The sequence below is a fragment of the Dinghuibacter silviterrae genome, assembly GCF_004366355.1.
Taxonomy (GTDB): domain Bacteria; phylum Bacteroidota; class Bacteroidia; order Chitinophagales; family Chitinophagaceae; genus Dinghuibacter; species Dinghuibacter silviterrae.
In genome coordinates this window covers 302,319-322,338 of record NZ_SODV01000001.1, presented here as the reverse complement: position 1 = coordinate 322,338, position 20,020 = coordinate 302,319, and the positions used below count along the sequence as shown (strand labels likewise).

At 58.4% G+C, this 20,020-nt stretch carries 12 protein-coding genes; 10 read left to right on the top strand and 2 right to left on the bottom strand.

All coding sequences use genetic code 11. The features are described from left to right. Positions 1-25 precede the first annotated feature (25 nt). The 10 genes from EDB95_RS01330 (at position 26) to EDB95_RS01290 (ending at position 18,689) form a co-directional block, all read left to right on the top strand. A complete protein-coding gene (locus EDB95_RS01330) occupies positions 26-769 on the top strand; it encodes a GDSL-type esterase/lipase family protein (protein WP_133989804.1) in 744 nt (247 codons plus the stop codon). Positions 770-803: 34 nt separating this feature from the next. Further along, positions 804-1,571 (top strand): carboxylesterase family protein, encoded by a 768-nt coding sequence (locus EDB95_RS01325; protein ID WP_162852448.1) that lies wholly within the window; start codon positions 804-806, stop codon positions 1,569-1,571. A gap of 348 nt (positions 1,572-1,919) precedes the next feature. Then, positions 1,920-8,423 carry a type I polyketide synthase gene (locus EDB95_RS01320; RefSeq protein WP_133989800.1) on the top strand — a complete coding sequence of 2,168 codons (6,504 nt, stop codon included), beginning with the start codon at positions 1,920-1,922 and terminating at the stop codon, positions 8,421-8,423. A 16-nt stretch (positions 8,424-8,439) separates the two neighbouring features. Next, positions 8,440-12,699, top strand: a complete 4,260-nt coding sequence (locus tag EDB95_RS01315) for a type I polyketide synthase (RefSeq protein ID WP_133989798.1) — start codon at positions 8,440-8,442, stop codon at positions 12,697-12,699. Then, on the top strand, positions 12,687-12,989 hold the full coding sequence (locus EDB95_RS01310) for an acyl carrier protein (RefSeq protein ID WP_133989796.1): 303 nt from the start codon (positions 12,687-12,689) through the stop codon (positions 12,987-12,989). The genes EDB95_RS01315 and EDB95_RS01310 overlap by 13 nt, the downstream gene beginning before the upstream one ends. Then, entirely contained in the window at positions 12,977-13,765 is a 789-nt protein-coding gene (locus EDB95_RS01305; RefSeq protein ID WP_133989794.1) for an alpha/beta fold hydrolase, read from the top strand. The genes EDB95_RS01310 and EDB95_RS01305 overlap by 13 nt, the downstream gene beginning before the upstream one ends. Positions 13,766-13,792: 27 nt before the next feature. Beyond that, complete coding sequence (locus tag EDB95_RS27490) at positions 13,793-14,956, top strand: glycosyltransferase (protein ID WP_211352035.1); 1,164 nt, start codon at positions 13,793-13,795, stop codon at positions 14,954-14,956. Positions 14,957-14,965: 9 nt separating this feature from the next. Further along, positions 14,966-16,159: a glycosyltransferase gene (locus EDB95_RS27485; protein ID WP_211352034.1), complete on the top strand. Its 1,194-nt coding sequence runs from the start codon at positions 14,966-14,968 to the stop codon at positions 16,157-16,159. After that, positions 16,156-17,409 (top strand): hypothetical protein, encoded by a 1,254-nt coding sequence (locus tag EDB95_RS01295; RefSeq protein WP_133989792.1) that lies wholly within the window; start codon positions 16,156-16,158, stop codon positions 17,407-17,409. The genes EDB95_RS27485 and EDB95_RS01295 overlap by 4 nt, the downstream gene beginning before the upstream one ends. Next, the gene (locus tag EDB95_RS01290) at positions 17,406-18,689 is read left to right on the top strand and encodes a condensation domain-containing protein (RefSeq protein ID WP_133989790.1); all 1,284 of its coding nucleotides are present in this window, start codon (positions 17,406-17,408) and stop codon (positions 18,687-18,689) included. The genes EDB95_RS01295 and EDB95_RS01290 overlap by 4 nt, the downstream gene beginning before the upstream one ends. On the opposite strand, the gene EDB95_RS01285 is transcribed toward EDB95_RS01290, so the two are convergent. Both EDB95_RS01285 and EDB95_RS01280 read right to left on the bottom strand, forming a co-directional pair. Next, positions 18,664-19,455, bottom strand: a complete 792-nt coding sequence (locus EDB95_RS01285) for a carbon-nitrogen hydrolase family protein (RefSeq protein ID WP_133989788.1) — start codon at positions 19,453-19,455, stop codon at positions 18,664-18,666. The two genes, EDB95_RS01290 and EDB95_RS01285, sit on opposite strands and share 26 nt — an antisense overlap. Further along, positions 19,452-19,949, bottom strand: a complete 498-nt coding sequence (locus tag EDB95_RS01280) for a DoxX family protein (protein WP_133989786.1) — start codon at positions 19,947-19,949, stop codon at positions 19,452-19,454. The genes EDB95_RS01285 and EDB95_RS01280 overlap by 4 nt, the downstream gene beginning before the upstream one ends. Positions 19,950-20,020: the final 71 nt, after the last annotated feature.

Below are 20,020 nucleotides of genomic sequence, written 5' to 3'. Positions count from 1 at the left end.
TGAATATAGAAATATTTTACAGACGATGAAACGATTGCATATCTATCTATTGCTCCTGGTTTTGGCAGGGGCGGGGTTTGGGTCGCCGCGGCGACCGCTGGTCATTGTTTTTCTGGGGGATAGCATTACCCATGGATCCCGGCTGGATAGCCCGGGGACGCAGGCGCCTCCGGTTTGGGCGGCAAAGTACCTGGAGCGGAAGGGACGGGACGTGGCTTTTTCAAATCAGGGGGTGAGCGGGCATACGACGGTGGATTTCCTGCCGGCGACGGGGAGGGATTTTCCGAACGTGGTGGCGGCGGCAAATGACATGGCCAGGCGGGATGCGACGCTGGTGTTTTCGATCATGTTGGGTACGAACGATAGTGCGGAGCAGGGGCCGAATGGGTCGCCGGTATCGCCGGCGGGGTATAGGGCAAATCTGAAGACGATCATCGACAGCTTATTAAACAGGTTCCCGGAGGCGGTCATTGTTTTGAACAGACCGATCTGGTATAGCCCGACGACGTATAATGGGGCGCGGTATTTACAGGCGGGGCTGGACAGGTTGCAGACGTATTTCCCGGAGATCGATACGCTGGTGGCGGCGTATGGGGGGCGTGTGTTTGCAGGGGATAAGGAGGCGTTCGGATATTTTGAAAAGAATTACCGGACGGACCTGGGGGAAGAACAGGGGCATGCGGGGGCGTTTTACCTGCATCCCAATGCACAAGGGGCAAAGGCGTTGGGGTTGTATTGGGGGAGGGCGATCGAGCGGGTGGTGCGTTGATTATTTCAGTACCTTCAGGAATAAAGCGAGCCTTATGCGATTGTTTGTTTGCCTTCTCCTTTTTTTCTCCTACCTGGAGGCGTTGCCTGCCTCGGCTCAGGTGTCGCGGTTTAGCGCCAATAATTTTGTGGATGAAAACGGGGATACCCTGAGGTACCGGTTGTTGTTTCCGGATGCAAATCGTTTTAGAAAATATCCGTTGGTCATTTTTCTGCACGGGTCGGGGGAGCGCGGGAGTGATAACGAGGCGCAATTGCAGTGGGGGGTGATGAATTTTGCGACGGATCAAAACATGCTGGCGCACCCGGCGATCGTGGTGGCGCCGCAGTGCCCGGCGCGTCAGTCCTGGGCGAATGTGTCGCAGGATAAGGCGAGCGGGACCCTGACGCTGAACCCGGAGCCGGCGAAACCGATGGCGTTGGTGATCAAGCTGATTGCGCAGTTGGTGCAGACCCTGCCGGTGGATACGGACCGCATTTATATTACGGGTTTGTCGATGGGGGGATATGGCACTTATGATGCGATCGAGCGTTATCCGCATCTTTTTGCGGCGGCTGTTCCGGTGTGTGGGGGTGGGGATGTTACACGAGCGGCTAGCATTGCGCATATACCTATGTGGATCTTTCATGGAGCGGAGGACCCGGCCGTTAATCCTCTTTATAGCCTGCAGATGTTGGATGCGCTGACAAAAGCGGGTGCGCATCCGGGTTTCACGATGTACCCCGAGGTGGGTCATTTCTCCTGGCTGGGAGCATATAGCGATCAGCTATTAATGGAGTGGTTGTTCAGACAGCACAAGTGAATTAGGCTGAACAGATTGAATCGTTGCGTTGTATTGATAATAATTATTTTTCCAAAAATCATTGTTGGTTTTTGTGTTTTAATATTATCTTGGCAGTACTAACGATTGAGTCTTCATACGCGCTGATAAACCTTATAGTGATATCCTTTGAATAACTGTATAGCGCATGTCTCTAACCGGTTCCTATATATACCGGGCCTTTCCTATGTCTTTCAAACGATTGTGTATGTGTTTGTAGTGGCGGCGGCTTTGCCGTGAGATGGCCTCTGTCTACAAATGGTTGACCTGTTTTCCCGGTCGGGGAGGTGGGTCATTGGGAAATATTTTTGCCTATAAAAAACACTCTTCATGAGAAAGACAAACCTAATTGGAATAACACCTTTTGAAAAGCCTGATGTGGGGCTTGCAATCGCCCTGTCGAAGACCGGGGCCTTCCCGGTACTGCACCTCGGCCGTAACCGCGACAAAGCGGTGGAAGCGCTGGACGCGATGGTCGGGGGTACGCGCGAGCCCTTTGGGGTCTGCATGGTTTCCGATACGCTTTCCGGCATCTCTTTACCTTCTCAGGTTGAATTGGTCATTGCGCCCTTTCGCGTGAAGGCCATGTGGTTTTGCCAGGTACATACCGTTGCGGAGGCACAAAAGGCAAAGGCGGAAGGGGCTTCGGCGATCATTGTCAAAGGGAATGAAGGTGCAGGACGGGTGGGAGAGGAGTCGACCTTTATATTGTTTCAGCGGATCATTCGCGAGGTTCGTGGTATAGATATTTGGGTACAGGGAGGCGCGGGGATCCATACGTCGGCGGCGTTGGTCGCCATGGGTGCGAGCGGTGTCGTGCTGGACAGCCAACTAGTGTTGTTCCCGGAGTGCGGCGCGTCAAAAGAATTCAAGGACGTGTGCTCAAAACTGACGGGGAGTGAGACAAGGGTGATCGATGGGGTCAGGGTGTTGGACCGTCCGAACCTGGAAGAGGTTCCCATAGGGCAGGATATAGCGATCGCGGGCAGCCTGGTTGCACGGTATGGGAAGCTGGACCGGATGGTAACCGGGCTTCATGAGGCGATGCGCGGGCACCTGCGCCAGGCGAAGGCGGGGAAGGTGTTGGGACCCGGGAATACGTTGAGCACAGCTTTGGGTACAACTTATCCTATAGCCCAGGGACCGATGACGAGAGTGAGCGATGTGCCTGCATTTGCGGGTGCGGTTGCGGAAGCCGGCGGTCTTCCGTTTGTGGCTTTATCCCTGTTGAAAGGAGATCAGGCAAAACAACTGATCCGGCAAACGCGGCAAACGGCAGGGGAAAATGCCTGGGGCGTGGGCATTCTGGGTTTTGCGCCACAGACATTGCGGGATGAGCAACTGGAGTACATCCGGGAGGAAAAACCGCCGTTTGTGTTGATCGCGGGCGGACGTCCATCCCAGGCGAAATCGCTGGAGGACATCGGGATCAACACTTTTTTGCATACACCTTCTCCCATCTTGCTGGACCTTTTCCTGAAGGAAGGCGCGCGAAAGTTTGTTTTCGAAGGACGGGAATGCGGAGGACACGTTGGGCCGCTGTCGAGCCTGGTTCTTTGGGAAAAACAAATCGAACGCCTGCTGCAGGAAGATCATGCGGATGCGCTACAGGTGTTTTTTGCCGGTGGTATCCATGACGCCTTTTCGGCGGCCTTTGTCGCGGTGATGGCGGCGCCATTGGCGATGCGGGGCGCCGGGGTGGGCGTGTTGATGGGTACGGCGTACCTCTATACAAAAGAAGCGGTTGATACAGGGGCGGTCCTCCCGCAGTTCCAGGAAGAAGCGATCCGGCAAACGGATACGATATTGCTGGAGACGGCACCGGGGCATGAAACACGTTGTCTGGACTCGCCTTTTGCGGTGTTTTTCCGGGAGGAAAAGGAACGGTTGCGGGAGATCGGGATGGACCGGAAGGCGATGTGGGACCACCTTGAGCAATTGAACGTGGGCCGTCTGAGGATCGCCACCAAGGGCATGGAAAGAAAAGGCGAAAAGGTGCTGCCGGTATCCGCGGAAGAACAGGCGGAGAAGGGTATGTATATGATCGGCCAGGTGGTGGCACTGAGGGATAAGGTGGTTACGGTGGAGGCGTTGCACAAAGACGTATCCGAAGGAAGCGTGACCTTGCTGGACGCCGTACCGGCCATGGCCGCGCGCCGTTTGGAAGGGCGGGACGTGGCCATCGTCGGCATGGCGTGTATTTTCCCGGGGGCTGGAAACCTCGATGCATACTGGAGCAACATCCTCGGTGGCAGGGATTGCATCACCGAAGTGCCGGAGGACCGTTGGAATAAATCGTTGTATTATGACCCGGCTTCGACAAGCGGGGACCGGTCGCATTCCAAATGGGGCGGCTTTATCCCCGACACGGACTTCGATCCGGTGGTATTTGGCATACCGCCCCAGGCCCTGGCGGCCATCGACCCAACGCAGTTGTTGAGCCTGCTGGTGGCCAAACGCGCCCTGGACGATGCCGGTTATGGAGGGAAGGATGTGGACGGAGGGAACGTATCGGTCATCATCGGGGCGGAAGGGGGGCATGACCTGGCCAACCTGTATTCCTTCCGGGCGATGTACCGCCAGTTGTTGGGGGAACTGCCGCCCGAGCTGGACGCCGCCCTGCCGACACTGACGGAAGATTCTTTCCCGGGGATACTGGCGAATGTGATATCCGGTAGGATTACGAACCGGCTGAACCTGGGGGGACGGAACTATACGGTGGACGCGGCTTGCGCGTCTTCGCTGGCCGCGGTGGACCTGGCTTGCCAGGAGCTGGCAACGGGCCGGTCGGATATGGTGCTGGCCGGTGCGGCCGACCTGCACAACGGGATTACCGATTACTTGTTGTTTTCCAGCACGCATGCGCTGTCCAGGAAAGGGCGGTGCAGCACATTTGACGCAGGCGCGGATGGGATCGCTTTGGGTGAAGGGGTGGCGATGCTGGTGCTTAAGCGTTATACGGATGCCGTTCATGATGGAGACCGGATTTACGCGGTGATAAAAGGGGTCGGCGGGTCCAGCGACGGTAAAAGCCTTGGACTGACCGCCCCCCGCAGGTCCGGCCAGGTAAAGGCCCTGGAAAGGGCGTACGAACAGGCGGGGGTATCGCCTTCCCTGGTGGGTATGGTAGAAGCGCACGGGACGGGGACCGTGGTGGGAGACAAAACGGAGCTGAGTGCCCTGTCCGATCTTTTTAGCCGTGAAGGGGCGCTGCCCGGGCAGGCGAACCTTGGGTCCGTCAAGACCCAGATCGGGCACACCAAGTGTGCCGCGGGTCTGGCGGGGCTGATCAAGGCCGCCCTGTCGGTGTATCACGGTGTAAAACCACCCACGCTTCACCTGTCGACGCCCAATGCTTACTATACACCGGCCTTTAGCCCGTTTCAGTTTTCCCTGCAGGCGGGTATCTGGACGGAAGACAGGCGCCTGGCCGGTGTCAGCGCTTTTGGATTCGGAGGAACCAATTTCCATGCGGTGATCGAAAATCACCTGGAAAATACACCGCCCACAGCGGCGTGGCCGGCGGAATTGTTGGTGTTCAGGGGCGACAACCCGGAGGAAGCCCTTGCGCTGTTGGACACGGTCCGCGCTATGGTACGGGACACGGACGAAATATCCCTGAAAGACCTGGCATATAGCCTGGCGCTGTCTTCCGAAAAACCGGTACAACTGTGTATGGTGGCGGAAGGGCGGGAGGATTTATTGAATAAAGATGTTTTGTACACAAAAAAAGTAGAGGGCAAGATCGCGTTTCTTTTCCCCGGTCAGGGAAGCCAGCGGGTGAACATGGCGAGGGAGTTGATGGTGCATATCCCTTCGCTGCGCCGGTGGGTCAAGGGGCGGCCGGAGTACGAACAGGTACTTTTCCCCCCGGCCGTTTTTGACGAGGACGCCCGGCGCCGGCAAAATGAACGGGTCAAGGATACCCGGCTGGCACAACCGCTGCTGGGTATGGTGGACATGGCCATTGCTTCCTTGTTGCGGGACCTGGGGATCGAACCGGATATGCTCGCGGGGCACAGCTACGGCGAACTGCCCGCGCTTTGTTTTGCCGGGGTTTTTGAAGAAGACCAACTGGTATCCCTGAGCGAAAAAAGGGCGGCAGCGGTTTTGGAAGCCGTGGGCGACGACAAGGGGGTGATGGTTGCGGTCAGTTGCCCGCAGGGATCGCTTGGGGATATTGTTGGTGAAGGTGTGTACGCGGTGAACCACAACGCTCCCCAGCAATGGGTGCTGGCGGGGGATACGCCCTCCATGGAGCGGCTGAAACAAAAATTATCGGACCTGAAAATAGACTACAGGCCGCTGGAGGTGGCGTGTGCTTTTCATAGTCCCTTGCTGGCGGGATCCCGGGAATTGTACCGGTCGGCCCTGAAGGGTGTGCCTTTCCGGAGGCCAACGCTCCCGGTGTGGTCCAATACCACGGCCGGTGTGTATCCCGTATCGCCGGAGGCGATCAAGAACAGGCTGGCGGACCACCTGGTGCAACCGGTCCGGTTTTGCGAGGAAGTACAAAAGATGTACGAAGACGGCGCGCGGATATTCCTGGAAGTCGGACCCGGGAAAGTATTGACGGGGCTGACCCGGACGATCCTTGGCAAAGAAGTGTTGCTGTTGCATACCGAAGAGAAAGGGCAGTCGGGTCTTTCGCGGTTTTTGTCGGCGCTGGCGGGTGTTGTCGCCAGCGGGCGGGAGATCCGGTGGGAAAAGTTGTTCGAAGGGCGGGGGGCGCGACAGGTGGACCTCGATCCTTCCGCTTTTCGCCGGAGCGCGTCCACCTGGGTCGTCAACGGACAGTGGGCGAGACCGTTGTCCGGGGACCTGCCGGTCCGTGCACCGGTGGTTACGCCCCTGGAAATCATGGGAAACAAAACATCTTCTTATATGTCAAACGGAGGAGCGGAACACATTGTTCAGGAATACCTGCTTAGCGTCCGGCAGTTGATACAGGCACAAAGGGATGTGATGCTGGGGTATTTGGGGCAGGCCGTGCCGGGGGCGTCCCTGGGGGACGCGGTGCTGGTGCGGCCGGCCGCTGTGACCGGCCCGGGCGTGGCCGGGCCGGGCTTGGAGGCGCCGGCCGCGGCATTGAGGCCCGCCGCCGCGCCGGTACCCGCTACCGCAGCCGCGGCGCCCGCTGCGCGCACCGAACCGGAGCTCCGTAAACTGCTGCTGCAGGTTGTCAGTGAAAAGACGGGTTACCCCTCGGACATGCTGGGGATGGACATGGACCTGGAGGGCGACCTTAGCATAGACTCCATCAAACGGATGGAGATCACCGGGGCGCTTCGGATACAGCTCGGGGGGCTGACCGCACCGGGTAAAAGCGAGGACGCCGTCGTGGAACAGCTGGCGGCGCTCAAAACACTCAACGGTCTTTTGCAATGGATTGTGCAACATACGGGAGAGGCAGTGCCACCGGCACCGAAATTGTCCAGGCTTCGCTTTGAATTGACGCCCACGCTGTTTAGCGCGACAAGCCGCCAGGACCTGAAGGGACAACGGTTTGCGATCACCGACGACGGGGGCGCGATTGCCCCGGCGATCAAGGAGCGGTTGGAAAAATACGGCGCGACAGCGACGGTGGTATCCTCCGGGGATGCGCTGGAGACGTATGACGGGTTGATCTTATTGGATGTTTTTGCCGCGGTAAAAAAGCTGACCATAGACGAATCCTTCGGAATGGTGAAGAAGCTGGATTTGAACCGGGTGAAATGGATCTACGCGATCTCGGACTTGGGTGGGTATATGACGCTCCCCGGGGAGGCCAGGTTCCTCCGGCATTTTCAAGGATTCCCGGGTTTTCTGAAAAGCCTGGATAAGGAATGGGAAAAAACAAAGTGCCGGATGATCAACCTCCAGAACAAATTGTCACCCGATGCCATCGCCGGGATTGCCCTTGACGAGATCCTAAACCCCGACCATCCGTCGGAAGTATTTTATGACCATACCGTCCGGCATACGCATGAGCTGGTCCCCAGCCGGCTGGCCGAAGGGAACGTATCCGATATCAACCTCGATAAAGAGGCCGTGGTGCTGGTGTTGGGTGGCGCGCAGGGGATCACGGCGGAGTTGATGACGCGGTTTTCCAAGGACTACCCATGCCGTTACGTGCTGGTGGGCCGCTCTTTGGATCCCCGCCTGGAAGGGCGGGACCAATACCGCTTCCTGAAAACACGGGAAGAGATCCGGCAGTACCTGCTGGCCCGGGGAACGGGGGGAACGCCCGCGGAAATTGAGAAAAGAACAGAGGAGATCTTCAAGTGGAACCAGATCCTGAATACCCTTTCGGCCATGGAGGCCAATGGGGCGACGGTGATCTATCATTCCCTGGACCTGAGGGATGAGGAGGGTTTGCGTCAATTTATGGCGGGGGTATATGCCACCCACGGCCGCGTGGACGGAGTCGTGCATGGCGCCGGGTTGCTGGAAGACAAACTGTTTCACCAGAAGACCCTGGAATCCTTCGAAAGGGTTTTTTCCACTAAGGTCACCCCGCTGCGGGTGCTGGCGGAAGAGCTGAGGAGCGACGTGCAGTTTGTCATCCTCTTTTCCAGCGTTGCGTCGGTGTATGGCAATCGTGGACAGACGGACTATGCGGCAGCAAACAGCGTGATCGACCGGTATGCGCGGGAATTGAAAAAGTTGATCCAGGGGAAAGTGCTGGCGATCAACTGGGGACCCTGGAAGGGCGCGGGTATGGTCACCCCGGGTCTTGAAAGAGAATATGAGCGTAAAGGTATCGGCCTGATCCCGCTGGAAACGGGGAAGGAGTCGTTCCTGAATGAATTGAAATACGGACGCGAAAGCCAGGTATTGATCATGGCGGAATAAGTTCAACCCCTAACTTATGCAGAAACCCTTGGAAATTGCGATCGTCGGTATGTCGGGGATTTTCCCGGGGGCAGGTGACGTCCATACCTTCTGGAGAAATATCCTGGACAAAAGGGACGCCATTCAAACGGCGCCCGAACACCGGCTGGACCATAGTTTTTTTGACGACGCAGGGCCGGCGGCGGACCGCTTTTATTGCCGGAAGGGTGGCTTTATCGACTCCTTTGCCACCTTCGATCCTTTGGCGTTTGGGCTTTTGCCGCTGGCGGTCGAGGGCACCGAGCCGGAGCAATTGCTGGCGCTCCGCCTGGCGCAACAGGCGCTGGCAGACGCGTCTGTTTTCGATAAGCGGCTCCCGTTGGACAAGACGGCCGTCATTTTGGGCAAGGGCAATTATATGAGCCCCGGCGCCACCCGCGTCGCCGATATCGTGCGCACGGGCGAACAAATCGTTCACCTGCTCCGGCAATTGTTACCGGAAGCCAGGGAACAAGAGATCCAGGAGATCAAAAGAGACTTTCAGTCGAAGAAGGGACGTTTCGGACCCGACGTGGCGATGGGGCTTGTGCCCAACCTGGCGGCCTCGCTGGTGGCCAACCGGCTGGACCTGGGCGGGTCGGCCTATACCGTGGACGCCGCCTGCGCCAGCTCGCTGGTGGCGGTTGACCATGCCGTCCGGGAATTGAGCGCCGGCCGGTCCGACATGGTGATTGCCGGTGGGATCCATGCCGGGCAGAACGCACCCTTCTGGAGCATATTTACCCAACTGGGCGCGTTGTCCAGGCGGCAGCAGATCCGGCCCTTCGATCAGCGGGCCGACGGCTTGCTGATTGGGGAGGGGTGTGGGTTTGTGGTGTTGAAGCGTCTGGAGGACGCCCTGGCGGGAGGACACAGGATCTACGCCGTGATCCGCGGGGTCGGTGTTTCCAGCGACGGCGCCGGCACGAGCGTCATGAGTCCCTCGGTCAAGGGCCAGTCGAAGGCGATGGAACAGGCCTGGCAGCAGGCGCAGATGGCGGTGCGGGACATCGGCTATATCGAAGCCCATGGTACCGGTACGCCTTTAGGCGATAAAACGGAACTGGAAACCCTTGCCCGGGTGTTTGGTAACGACAATGCGTTGCCCCGGGCCGGGATCGGGAGCGTGAAGTCGATGATCGGACACGCCATGCCGGCCGCCGGTATCGCGGGCCTGATCAAGACAGCGCTTGCCCTTTATCATGAGAAGATACCGCCCACGCTGCATTGTGAGGAACCCTTGGAACAGTTGCGGCAGACGCGTTTCGAACCCGTCCGGGAAACCCTTGACTGGCGCCAGACGGACCTGCCCCTGGTGGCGGGGGTGAATGCGTTTGGGTTTGGGGGGATTAATGCGCACGTGGTGTTGCAGGGGGCGCCGGGGGCGTCGACCGGTCGTCGACGTCCGCGCGTCACCAATTCAGGTATGGATTCCGTACGGCTACTGGCCCGCGCGACCGGGGATGCCCTGATCGAGGCCCTCGAAAATGGGGAGACCGATCCGGGAGAAGGGCCCTGCCGGCTTGCCCTGTTTGACCCCACGGAAGAAAGAATCCGCAAAGCGATCAACATCATACGCCGGGGGACACCCTGGCGGAACAAGCAGGATATATGGTTTACGACGACGCCACTAGTCTCCTCCGGGGGCAAAGTCGCTTTTCTTTTCCCTGGTCTTGACGGGCTCGGTGCGGGGGAGACGGAGAGCGTGGCTTCGTATTTCGGTATCGAGCCCGCACGGTACGGGGTATCCTCGGAAACGGAATTGTTCCAGGTGGCCTTTCAGGCCATCGAGAGAAGCGAGACCCTGGATACGGCGTTGAAAAGACTGGGTATATCGCCAGACCTGAACGCAGGCCACAGCCTTGGTGAATTCCTGGCGGCCCGTTCTTCATCGCTCGCATCACCGGAGGCCGTCGCGCGTATGCTGGGGGGATTGAACCCTGCCCTTTTCGATATTGAAGACGCAGGTTTTCTGGTGGCGGGTTGCGGGTATCCTGTAGTGGCACCGCTGCTTTTGGCGGTGGAGGAGGTGTACCTGTCCATAGACAATTGTCCGCAACAGGTGATCCTTTGTGGTAGGAAAGCCGCTTTGGAAAGAGTGGAAGACCAGTTAAAAGCACAACAGGTTTTTGTCCAGCGGCTGCCTTTTCAATCGGGGTTTCACTCGCCGTTTATCGAAGACCGGCTGGAGGGGTTGATGCAGGTTCTGAGCCAGGTTCCCTTTCAAAAGGCGGCCATCCCCCTGTGGTCCGCCACGACAGTCGCCCCTTACCCGGACGATGCCGAGGGCGTGCGGCAACTGACCGTTGCACACCTTCTTCAACCCGTGCGTTTCCGGGAATTGATCGATCGTCTTTACGAGGAAGGAACGCGGGTTTTTATACAGGTGGGTTCGGGAGGGCTCACGGGATTTGTCGACGATACACTCAAACAGCGTTCTTACAGCGCCGTAGCGGCCAATGTTCCGCACCGTTCGGGGCTTTGCCAGTTGCAAAGGGTGTTGGCGGCTTTATTCGTGGAAGGCCGTGCGGTGGACTATGCCTTTATGGGGGTGCCTGTCCGCCCGGCGGGCGTGTCTTTGCAGTTGGGGTCGCCCGCCGTGAAGGAGATCGCGGGGTTGGAAAAGTGGAGGCGCGCCGCGGGGGCAGCTTCCGTGGCATCGGGGCCCGTGGGGCCCTCGGGGCCTGCTGCGATGGCGACTGCCGGAGCGGCCGCCGGGCCGACAGGCTACGCGTCGTCGTCGCCGCTGATGCAGTCTTTCCTCGAAAATTGCCAGGAGTTGACAGAGGCACAGACGCACATTCTTGATTTGCTGGCGCCGCGGCGCCCGAATTTCACCCACGCGCTCGATATATCCCTGGAGAATACACCCTACCTGATCGATCATTCGCTGATCCGGCAAAGACCGGGCTGGCCCCATCCCGATGACAGGGAGCCGGTGATACCGATGACCATGGCCCTGGAGTTGTTTTGGGACATCGCGGCGGAAAAGGGGGCGCCGGGGAAGGTGCGCCGTCTGCAACAGGTTGCCGTTTTTCAGTGGATGAATGTGGCGGCGCCATTCCGGGAAAGGGTGACGGGTTCCTGGAAGGGGCGGGACGTGTTGGAGATGACACTGGAAAATTACGCGCGTGCGGAAGTGGTGCTGGCGGCAACCTATCCACAGACGCCGGATGTACACTTCGATATTGGCGAGGTACTGGACATCCGGATCACGCCCGCGGAGATCTATAGCCGTATGATGTTTCACGGGCCGGCCTACCAGGGGATCCGGGAGGTCGTGTCCGTAGGGAAGGACGGCATCCGGGGCTGGATACAAGGGGGCGCGGGAAAGGGATCGCTGCTCGATAACGCCGGGCAATTGTTCGGGCTTTGGTTGCAGCTCACCCTGCCAAAAGACAACGTTGCGTTCCCCGTCAAAATAAACGAGGTGGAATTTTTTGGCGACCCGGGCGACCAGGACGGGCTTTTTGAATGCACGTGCCGGTTGATCCAGTTGCAGGACGAATTTGCCACCGGGGATATCCTGCTGAAAAGAAACGGGAAGACCTGGTGCGTCCTGAGGGGTTGGCAAAACCGGCGGTTGGACGTGGACGAACGGTTGTGGCGGGTGTGTATGGACCCTCTACATCATGCCCTGTCTGTGGAAGTGGCCCCGGGGGTTTGGTGGTTTCACCACACCTATCAACGCATCGCCACCTGGAACTTTATCCTGAAACGCTACCTGTCGGGTAAAGAACGCAGTTACCGGGAAACCCTGTCGCTTCCCCGGCAAAAGGAGTGGGCCATCGGCCGTATCGCCGTCAAGGATGCCCTGCGGGGGCTGCTGACCCAAACCGGGAAGGACAAGTATTACCCCATCGAACTGGAAGTGGGGACCGATCCGTTGGGGAAACCCTTGTTTAGGGACGGCATCGGGGTGTCCCTGGCGCACAAGGGTTCTTTTTCGGTGGGCGTCGCCCGTGCCGGGAGCCCCGTGGGGATCGACCTGGAAGTCATACAGGAGCGGGGGCCGGGGTTCGAGGCGGAAGCTTTTACACCGGAGGAGCTGGCCTTGGTTCCTTCCGGCGGGCGGCCGGAATGGATCACCCGCGCATGGGTGGCCAAGGAGGCGTATGGGAAATACCTCGGGAAGGGATTGCAGGGCAACCCCAAACGATACGTCATCGAGGCCATAGACGATCACGTCTTCCGCATCGGAGACGTCCGCATACAAACAATCGAGCACCAAAACCATATCATCGGATGGACACTGTAACAATCCCTGAGAAGTACAACGGCGAGCAGATTTTTGCCGTGCTGAAAAACATCATCGCCGACATCGTCGGTGAGGAATTCGCTTTGGAAATGGACATACAAGCGGACAGTTCTTTTGCCCGGGATCTCGAAATGGACAGCATCGAGATCGTCACCTTGTCGGAAAAGATAAAGGACCATTTTGGAAAGGACATCGATTTTACCGGATGGCTGTCCGGGATGGACATCGATGAACTCATCGCGCTAAAAGTCAATGACGTCATTGAATATATCAGACTATGCCAATCATAACCATCAACCACCACCGGGTTCATTACCAGGAAATGAATCCCTGCGGCCGGGAAACGGTCGTGATGATCCACGGGATGCTGAGCAACCTGTCGGTCTATTATTTTCATATCGCGCCCCTGATCGCCGAGCATTATCGCGTCGTCCTGTATGACCTGAGGGGGCACGGGCGCAGCGAACGGGCCAGTACGGGGTATGGGTTGCAGTCGATGAGCGAGGACCTGCTGGCGCTCGCGGACGTCCTCAGTCTGGATACGGTCCACCTGGTGGGCTACAGCTTTGGCGGGCTGGTTGCGTTGAAAACGGCGCTCCTTGCGCCCGACAGGATAGGCAAGCTGGCCGTCATCGAAGCGCCCGATCCGGCCGACCGGGACATCGTGGAGGTTTTTGCAGGGTTCTCCCGGGAAGTCCTGATCGATGGCATCCGTTACCAGGCCGGTCAGGCGGGTCGTTGGATGGGCAAGCGGCAGTTGGAACGGAACTATGATGTCTACCGGTTCCTGTTGCACGAGACGTCCTTCCGTTCGGATACGGCCGCGGACACGGACTTTCTGTCGGAACCCGGTCTCCGGCATATCCGGAAAGACGCTTTGCTCATCTATGGCAAGAATTCGGCTTGTGTGTCCACCGGAAACCGGTTGTGGCTGAAAATCCCGAGGTCGAGGCTGGTCTTTCTTGAAGGGGATCACAATGTCCCCGTACAGGAGCCTGCGGGGACAGCGAACGCGCTGGGCCGGTTCCTGGGGGTGCGGCAGCACTCGGAGATGGTGGCGTTTTAACGGCGCCGCCGCACAAAATTTGATCGCATGGCAAGATTCGTATTTATTGTTCCGCCCCTGTCGGGACACGTCAACCCCACGCTTAGCGTAGGCTCCGAATTGATCCAACGGGGGCATACGGTGGGCTGGATCAGCCTGGAAGAGTCGTTGGGCAGCCGTTTGCCCAAGGGCGGGACGCTTTTGCTGGCCGGGACCCCGGAGGAGGATCAGGCGGAGTACCTGACAGGTATTTCCCAAAGAGACGTCTCGGGGATCGAAAGCATCAAATTCTTGTATGAGGAGGTGCTGATCCCGTTGAACCGTTATATGTTCCCGCGCATCGCCGGCCAGTTGGAGGCGTTTCGCCCCGACGTCGTGATCAACGACCACCAGCTGTTTGCGGGGGCCATGGCGGCACACCGGCAACGGATCCCGTTCGCCACCACCGTGACCGCGCCCGCGGCTATCCGGGAAGATGGTGGAAAAGCCAGTGAGTGGGGGGTACGGAAGATCGCCGATCTGCAAATGGAGCTTGGCCTGGCTGCGGACAAGCCGTTGGTTTGTTCGGACAGCATGGCTTTGGTGTTTACCTCCAAGGCCTTTTTCGGACCGTCTTCCCTGCCCGGTCATTTTCACTTCGTGGGGCCCGTCCTCCAGTACCGGCCAAAGATGACGTCTTTCGACTGGGAACGGTTTCATCGGATGAAAGACAAACCCCGGATCCTCGTGTCGATCGGGACAACCTTTGATCACGCGCATAAAATTGATTTTTTCCGGAAGGTGATCACTGCGTTTCAAAACGCACCGGTGAACGTGCTCGTTGTTTCGGAGCCGCACCTGCTGGGGGATTGGCCGGACAATTTCCTTGTCCAGTCAAAGGTTCCCCAACTGGAGGTATTGCCTTACCTGAAGGCGGTGGTTTGTCATGGAGGACACAATACCGTGTCGGAGGCGCTGACCCATGGTCTGCCGCTGGTCGTCCTCCCCATTGCGTATGACCAGGCGCACGTGGCCGCGCAGGTGTCTGCCGCCGGGGCGGGGATCCGGCTTCATTTCAAAAGGTTCAAGCCGGAGCATTTGGGCGCGGCGGTGCGGGAGGTGTTGGCGGACGCCAGTTATAGAGAAGCCGCCGGGCGGATCAGGGCTTCGTTCGAGGAGGCCGGCGGGACGGCGAGGGCTGCGGGTTTGTTGGAAAATATGGTGCCACTCTAAATAGCATTTATGTCAAAATTCCTTTTCGTCGTCCCCCCCTTCTTCGGACACATCAGCCCGACGCTGAGCGTAGGCGGCAGCCTGATCGAGCGGGGGCACGAGGTGGTCTGGGTGGGTCTGACCCCTATTCCGGACATGCACATCCCCGAAGGGGGCAGGTTTATCGTTCCCCCCGAGCTGGAGGAACACCGGGAGGCCATCGGGCGCATCCTGAAAAGACAGGATGACGGTCCCTATATATCGGGGGCGGAGGCCTATAAGCTGGGGATGGAAGAAACCTATATTCCGTTCTCCCGGTTTATCAGGGAAGGACTGGACCGGGTCGTCGACGCCTATCAACCGGACGTTCTTGTCAACGATTGCCTGATGTTTGCGGGCACCCTTTGCGCACACAGGAGAGGCATCCTCAACGCCACGACGACCCCGGTGCCCCCTGACCTGGGCGTGGACTTTGTAAAGGCGCCCAAAATATTTGCCTGGCAAAGGGACCTTATATTGGGTTTGCAACAGGAGTTTGGCATCCATACGGATGCATTTCACATCCACTCCGACCGGATCAACCTGGTCTTTACGTCCCGCGTATTTGCGGGAAGGGACGACCTCCCGGCACACCTTAAATTCGTAGGCCCGGTACAAGGGAGACCGCAACCGGCGTCCTTTGATTGGGCGCGGCTGGCGGAGACACCGCGCCCCCGGATTTTTGTTTCTCTGGGCACCTTGCTGGTGGACATCCGGAGGGCCTTTTTCGAGAAATTGAGGGCAGCTTTTGCCGATGAGCCTTTGACGGTCGTCGCGGCCACCGATCCCGGTATTTTCGACGCCTGGCCGGACAATTTCATCGTACAGGGTTTTGTTCCCCAATCCAGGCTGCTCCAGGAAATGGATGCGGTGATCTGTCATGGGGGCTTTAATACGGTCAACGACACCTTTCTGCATGGGTTGCCCATGGTGATTACCCCTATTGCCTACGACCACTTTCACACGGCCTCCCTGATCGAAAAGGCGGGTTGCGGTATAAAGATCCGGTACAAGCGGTTGACGGCGGAAGGGCTGAGGGAGGCCACCTGGGAAGTCCTGAAAGAAGACCGGTACCGGGCGAACGCGCGCCGGATCCGGGAAACCTTTATCGGGTCCGGTGGGAATGCGGCGGCGGTGGAACACCTGGAGGCATTTGCATGGTCAGGTAAAGTATTGGCGGAATGAGACGGCCCTTGTCTGTTCCCGAACGGTTTATGTGGGGGGACGGGGTCAGTCCCTTCAACGGCGTACTGACGGCACGCATCAAGGGCGAATTGACCCTGGAACGCCTGAGCAAGGCGGTTTACCGGCTACAAGAGATACATCCCCTGTTGTGTTCCGTAATCGTGGAAGACGACAAAGGGGTTCCCTTTTTCGAACGATCCGACGCACCGGCGTCCATACCCGTCCGGGTAAAAGAAAGGCAGACCGACGACGACTGGATCGGGACGTCCATGGAATCATGGACCACGGTCTTCGACGGCCGGAAACAACCGATGATGGACCTGGTATGGCTTCGCGGGGCGGGTGTGTCGGAGTTGCTGATGACCTTTCACCATTGTTTCTGCGATGGCCGCGGCGCGTTGCGGTTGATGAACGACCTGCTGACTTTTCTCGACAAACCGGAGGAGACGGTGTGCGCACCCACAACGCTGGTCGCCCTGGACGACCTCATTCCTGCGCACATACGAAAAAGCAACGGACGACGGATCCGCGCTTACCTGGTGGCACAGTTGATCCGGGGCTTCGTCGGTGCATCCGGGCGGCGGGCGGCGCCGATTCCCAGGGACAAGGACTATTTTATTCACTGGCGGTGGGAACTGGAATCGTCGGTCCGCTTGTTTGAGACCTGCCAGCGGACCGGTGTGACGGTCAACACCGCCTTGTGTGCTGCATTTTTAACCGCCTTCAGGACGGTTAGGGGCCGGAAGGCGCACAACCGGCTCACCTGTCCGGTCGACATCCGCAAGTTCCTGCCCGGGATCGAGGATACGCTTTTCCCGATCGGTCTTTCGATGACCCTTTCCCTGAGCCCGGGAGCTTCCTTCTGGGACCAGGCCAGGGACCTGCAACAAGTGGTGTCCAGGAAGGTGAACCGATTGGATCCATACGGGTTCCTGATGACCATGGAAAACCTTCACGGCTCCGTCCGCAGGATCCGGGAATCACTCGTCCATGGAAAACCCAGACAGGACTGTATGTTGTCCAACCTGGGCCGGTTGAACATTCCGTGGCGGTGGTCCACCTTCGAGCTGGAGACCCTGTACAGCTTTACGGTCATGGGTCCATTAGGGGATCCGACCACGGTCGTCACGTCCACCTACCGGGAGCGGTTGGATTTTGCGCTGGTCTCCAACGAAATATTCCTCCCCCGGGCCGAGGCCCTTGCCATAAAAGGGGAGGCCATGGATATACTCCAAAAAGCAATGGTATGAAACGGAAACTGATCTTCGGTGAAAGGATCATGTATGTAGATGCACAAACGCCGCTCAACGCTGTTTTCACGGTCACGTTGAGGGGTGCCGTCTCCCCGTATCATCTTCGCGCCGCCTTGTTCAAGATGCAACAAAAACACCCCTTGCTGAGGGCACGGATTGAAGAAGACGCCAGGGGGACCCCTTTTTTTGTCACCAGCGACGTCGTGGGTGAAATCCCTGTTCAGGTGCTGGAACGCCGGTCCGGGGAAGACTGGGAAACCGTTTCCCGTTTGGAATGGGAAAAGCCCTTTGACAAAAAGTATGGCCCGCTGGCGAGGGTGGTTTGGCTGCGGTCGGGAGAAATGTCCGACCTCCTGTTGGTCTGTGCCCATTGTATTTGCGACGGGACATCGTTTGTCACCCTTATGCGGGAACTGCTGTTCTTGTTGGACCGGCCGGAAGAAAACATGACAGGTTATTTGTCCTTCGGATCCGTCCGCGAACTGCTCGCAGGCAACACGCCGGCCGAGGGCCGGATCCGGTGGAAGGGAATTTTTTGGGCCGCCGTCGCGCGGCTATTCCTGGGGCTCAGGACGGCCCGTCCGGCCGCCGGTCCTGCCAGCCCGTACCTGTTGCACTGGAAGATAGACGCCGACCATTCCAGTGCCTTTACCAACCGGTGCAAGGCGATGAACACCACCGTTCACGCCGCCCTTGCCGTCGCCTTCCTGGAAGCCTTTGGCCATGTGTTGGGCGAGCGCGCCAAGGGAAAGCTCCTTTGTCCCGCGGACATCCGCCGATTTCTTCCGGAGGTCAGGAAGGACATGCTTTTTGCTTTTGCCCCCATCATCGATCTATACCTCGATAAGGAACCGGGTCTTGATTTCTGGACACGGGCTGTGCGGCTCAAAGAGACCTTGTCCTCAAAAATGGCGGCGCTGAACGTGGACGACATGCTGCTCACCAGCGAGTACCTCCATGGATCCATGAAGGCGATGATCCGGTTTCTTAGAACGACACGGGGGACCCACGACTTTACGTTTTCCAATATGGGCCGCCTGGACATACCGCCGGACTACCGTTTCTTTTCAGTAGACGCCATCCACAGTCCCTCCGTTGCTTTCCCCTGGCGGAATGCCAATACCCTTGTCGTCAGCTCGTTTAATGGCCGGATGGATTTTATGTTGCTGTCTGACGAGCGTTGTCTGCCTTTTGTGGACGCCTGCCGGATCAAGGAGAAGGCGATGGAACGGCTGACGGCGTATGCCGATGCTAATAGGGATAGTTATCGGGCTTAAACCGGTTGGCCAATAGCCCAGTGGCCTGCAGGGGATCGATGTCGGCGACGATGACCCCCGGCCGCCCGTAGGTGCTGTGAATGAGACAAGTGCCGTCGGGCGCGATGACGGCGCTGGCGGATTCCGGATACGCGGTCCCGTAATTGCTGCTGGCAAAGAAGATCGTATTTTCCAACGCCCGCATCATGATCGCCTTTTCATAATATGGGCTGTCCATGCTGCCCCACTCCTTTGGGCACACACCGGTTGTTTCGCTTCCGTTGGCGTGCGGATGAAAAACAACTCCGGCGCCGCGGCGCGCCGCCCAGCGGACGGACTCGGGGTAGCGGAAGCCTTCGTGGCAAATCGTGATACCAAAGCGGAGGCCGTCGATTTCGAACAGCCTGCGCTCCGTACCGGCCTGCCAGATCGTGTCCTCGGAGGGGTCCAGTTGGTTCTTTGTCTGGTAGCCGAGGACTTCCCCGCTGTTGTTGATCACAAAAGCGACATTCAGGAATTGTGCGCCTTCATACCAGTCCATAGGCACGATTAGGGCGATGCGGTGGGCCTTTGCGATGGCGCCTGCTTTTTCGAGCGCGGCCTTTAGCTGTTCCGGTGTGCGTTCATCGGTAGTGTGTTGCCCAAAGGGGTACCCCGGGATAAACGTTTCGGGGAAGCAGACGAGCTCCGCTCCTGCCGCCGAAGCCTCCCCGGCCTGTTTGTCCAGCCAGGAAAGGGCTTCGGCTATGGAAGAGGGAAACGGAGGCGAGGCGAGGGCTATTCTCATGATGAAGCAAAGGTAAGTTTCTCACGGGTGTCGGCGAGGAAATCGAGGGACCTTCGGCCGGCTCCTTCCAGCAACAGGAAAAGACAGACCATGATCTGGGCGTAGTCGGCCCGGATCTCGTGCAGGACCGCCCAAATGCCCGTTTTCGGGGGAGCGGGTGGGAGCGGCAGGGGGCTGGTGCCTAAGTAGAGGCTTATTTTGGTGGTCAGGACGGCCACGATCATTTGCACGATGAAATAAAGCGCAACGATCCTGGTGAACAGCCCCGCGATCAGGAGAAGCCCCCCCACGATTTCTCCCACGGCGATCCAGTGCGCGGTCGCTTCAGGGAAGGGGAAACCCAGTTTGGTAAAACGCCCGACACCCTGGTTGGGGTAAACGAACTTCAATATCCCTTCCCAGAAAAATACGCCACCGGCCATCAGCCGGAGGATGACGATGCTGGACGGGCCCGTTACGGGCGGGTGGAGCAACCAATGGATGATCTTTTTCATTTTTTTTCTATAAATATCCGGCACGGGCATTCCCCGGGCGGCTGTTTTACACGATCCACGGGTTTTTCTCC

Excerpts from the sequence above, each read along its gene's own strand:
- EDB95_RS01330 (WP_133989804.1), top strand. The coding sequence starts at position 26 with ATGAAACGATTGCATATCTATCTATTGCTCCTGGTTTTGGCAGGGGCG.
- EDB95_RS01325 (WP_162852448.1), top strand. The coding sequence starts at position 804 with ATGCGATTGTTTGTTTGCCTTCTCCTTTTTTTCTCCTACCTGGAGGCG.
- EDB95_RS01320 (WP_133989800.1), top strand. The coding sequence starts at position 1,920 with ATGAGAAAGACAAACCTAATTGGAATAACACCTTTTGAAAAGCCTGAT.
- EDB95_RS01315 (WP_133989798.1), top strand. The coding sequence starts at position 8,440 with ATGCAGAAACCCTTGGAAATTGCGATCGTCGGTATGTCGGGGATTTTC.
- EDB95_RS01310 (WP_133989796.1), top strand. The coding sequence starts at position 12,687 with ATGGACACTGTAACAATCCCTGAGAAGTACAACGGCGAGCAGATTTTT.
- EDB95_RS01305 (WP_133989794.1), top strand. The coding sequence starts at position 12,977 with ATGCCAATCATAACCATCAACCACCACCGGGTTCATTACCAGGAAATG.
- EDB95_RS27490 (WP_211352035.1), top strand. The coding sequence starts at position 13,793 with ATGGCAAGATTCGTATTTATTGTTCCGCCCCTGTCGGGACACGTCAAC.
- EDB95_RS27485 (WP_211352034.1), top strand. The coding sequence starts at position 14,966 with ATGTCAAAATTCCTTTTCGTCGTCCCCCCCTTCTTCGGACACATCAGC.
- EDB95_RS01295 (WP_133989792.1), top strand. The coding sequence starts at position 16,156 with ATGAGACGGCCCTTGTCTGTTCCCGAACGGTTTATGTGGGGGGACGGG.
- EDB95_RS01290 (WP_133989790.1), top strand. The coding sequence starts at position 17,406 with ATGAAACGGAAACTGATCTTCGGTGAAAGGATCATGTATGTAGATGCA.
- EDB95_RS01285 (WP_133989788.1), bottom strand. The coding sequence starts at position 19,455 with ATGAGAATAGCCCTCGCCTCGCCTCCGTTTCCCTCTTCCATAGCCGAA.
- EDB95_RS01280 (WP_133989786.1), bottom strand. The coding sequence starts at position 19,949 with ATGAAAAAGATCATCCATTGGTTGCTCCACCCGCCCGTAACGGGCCCG.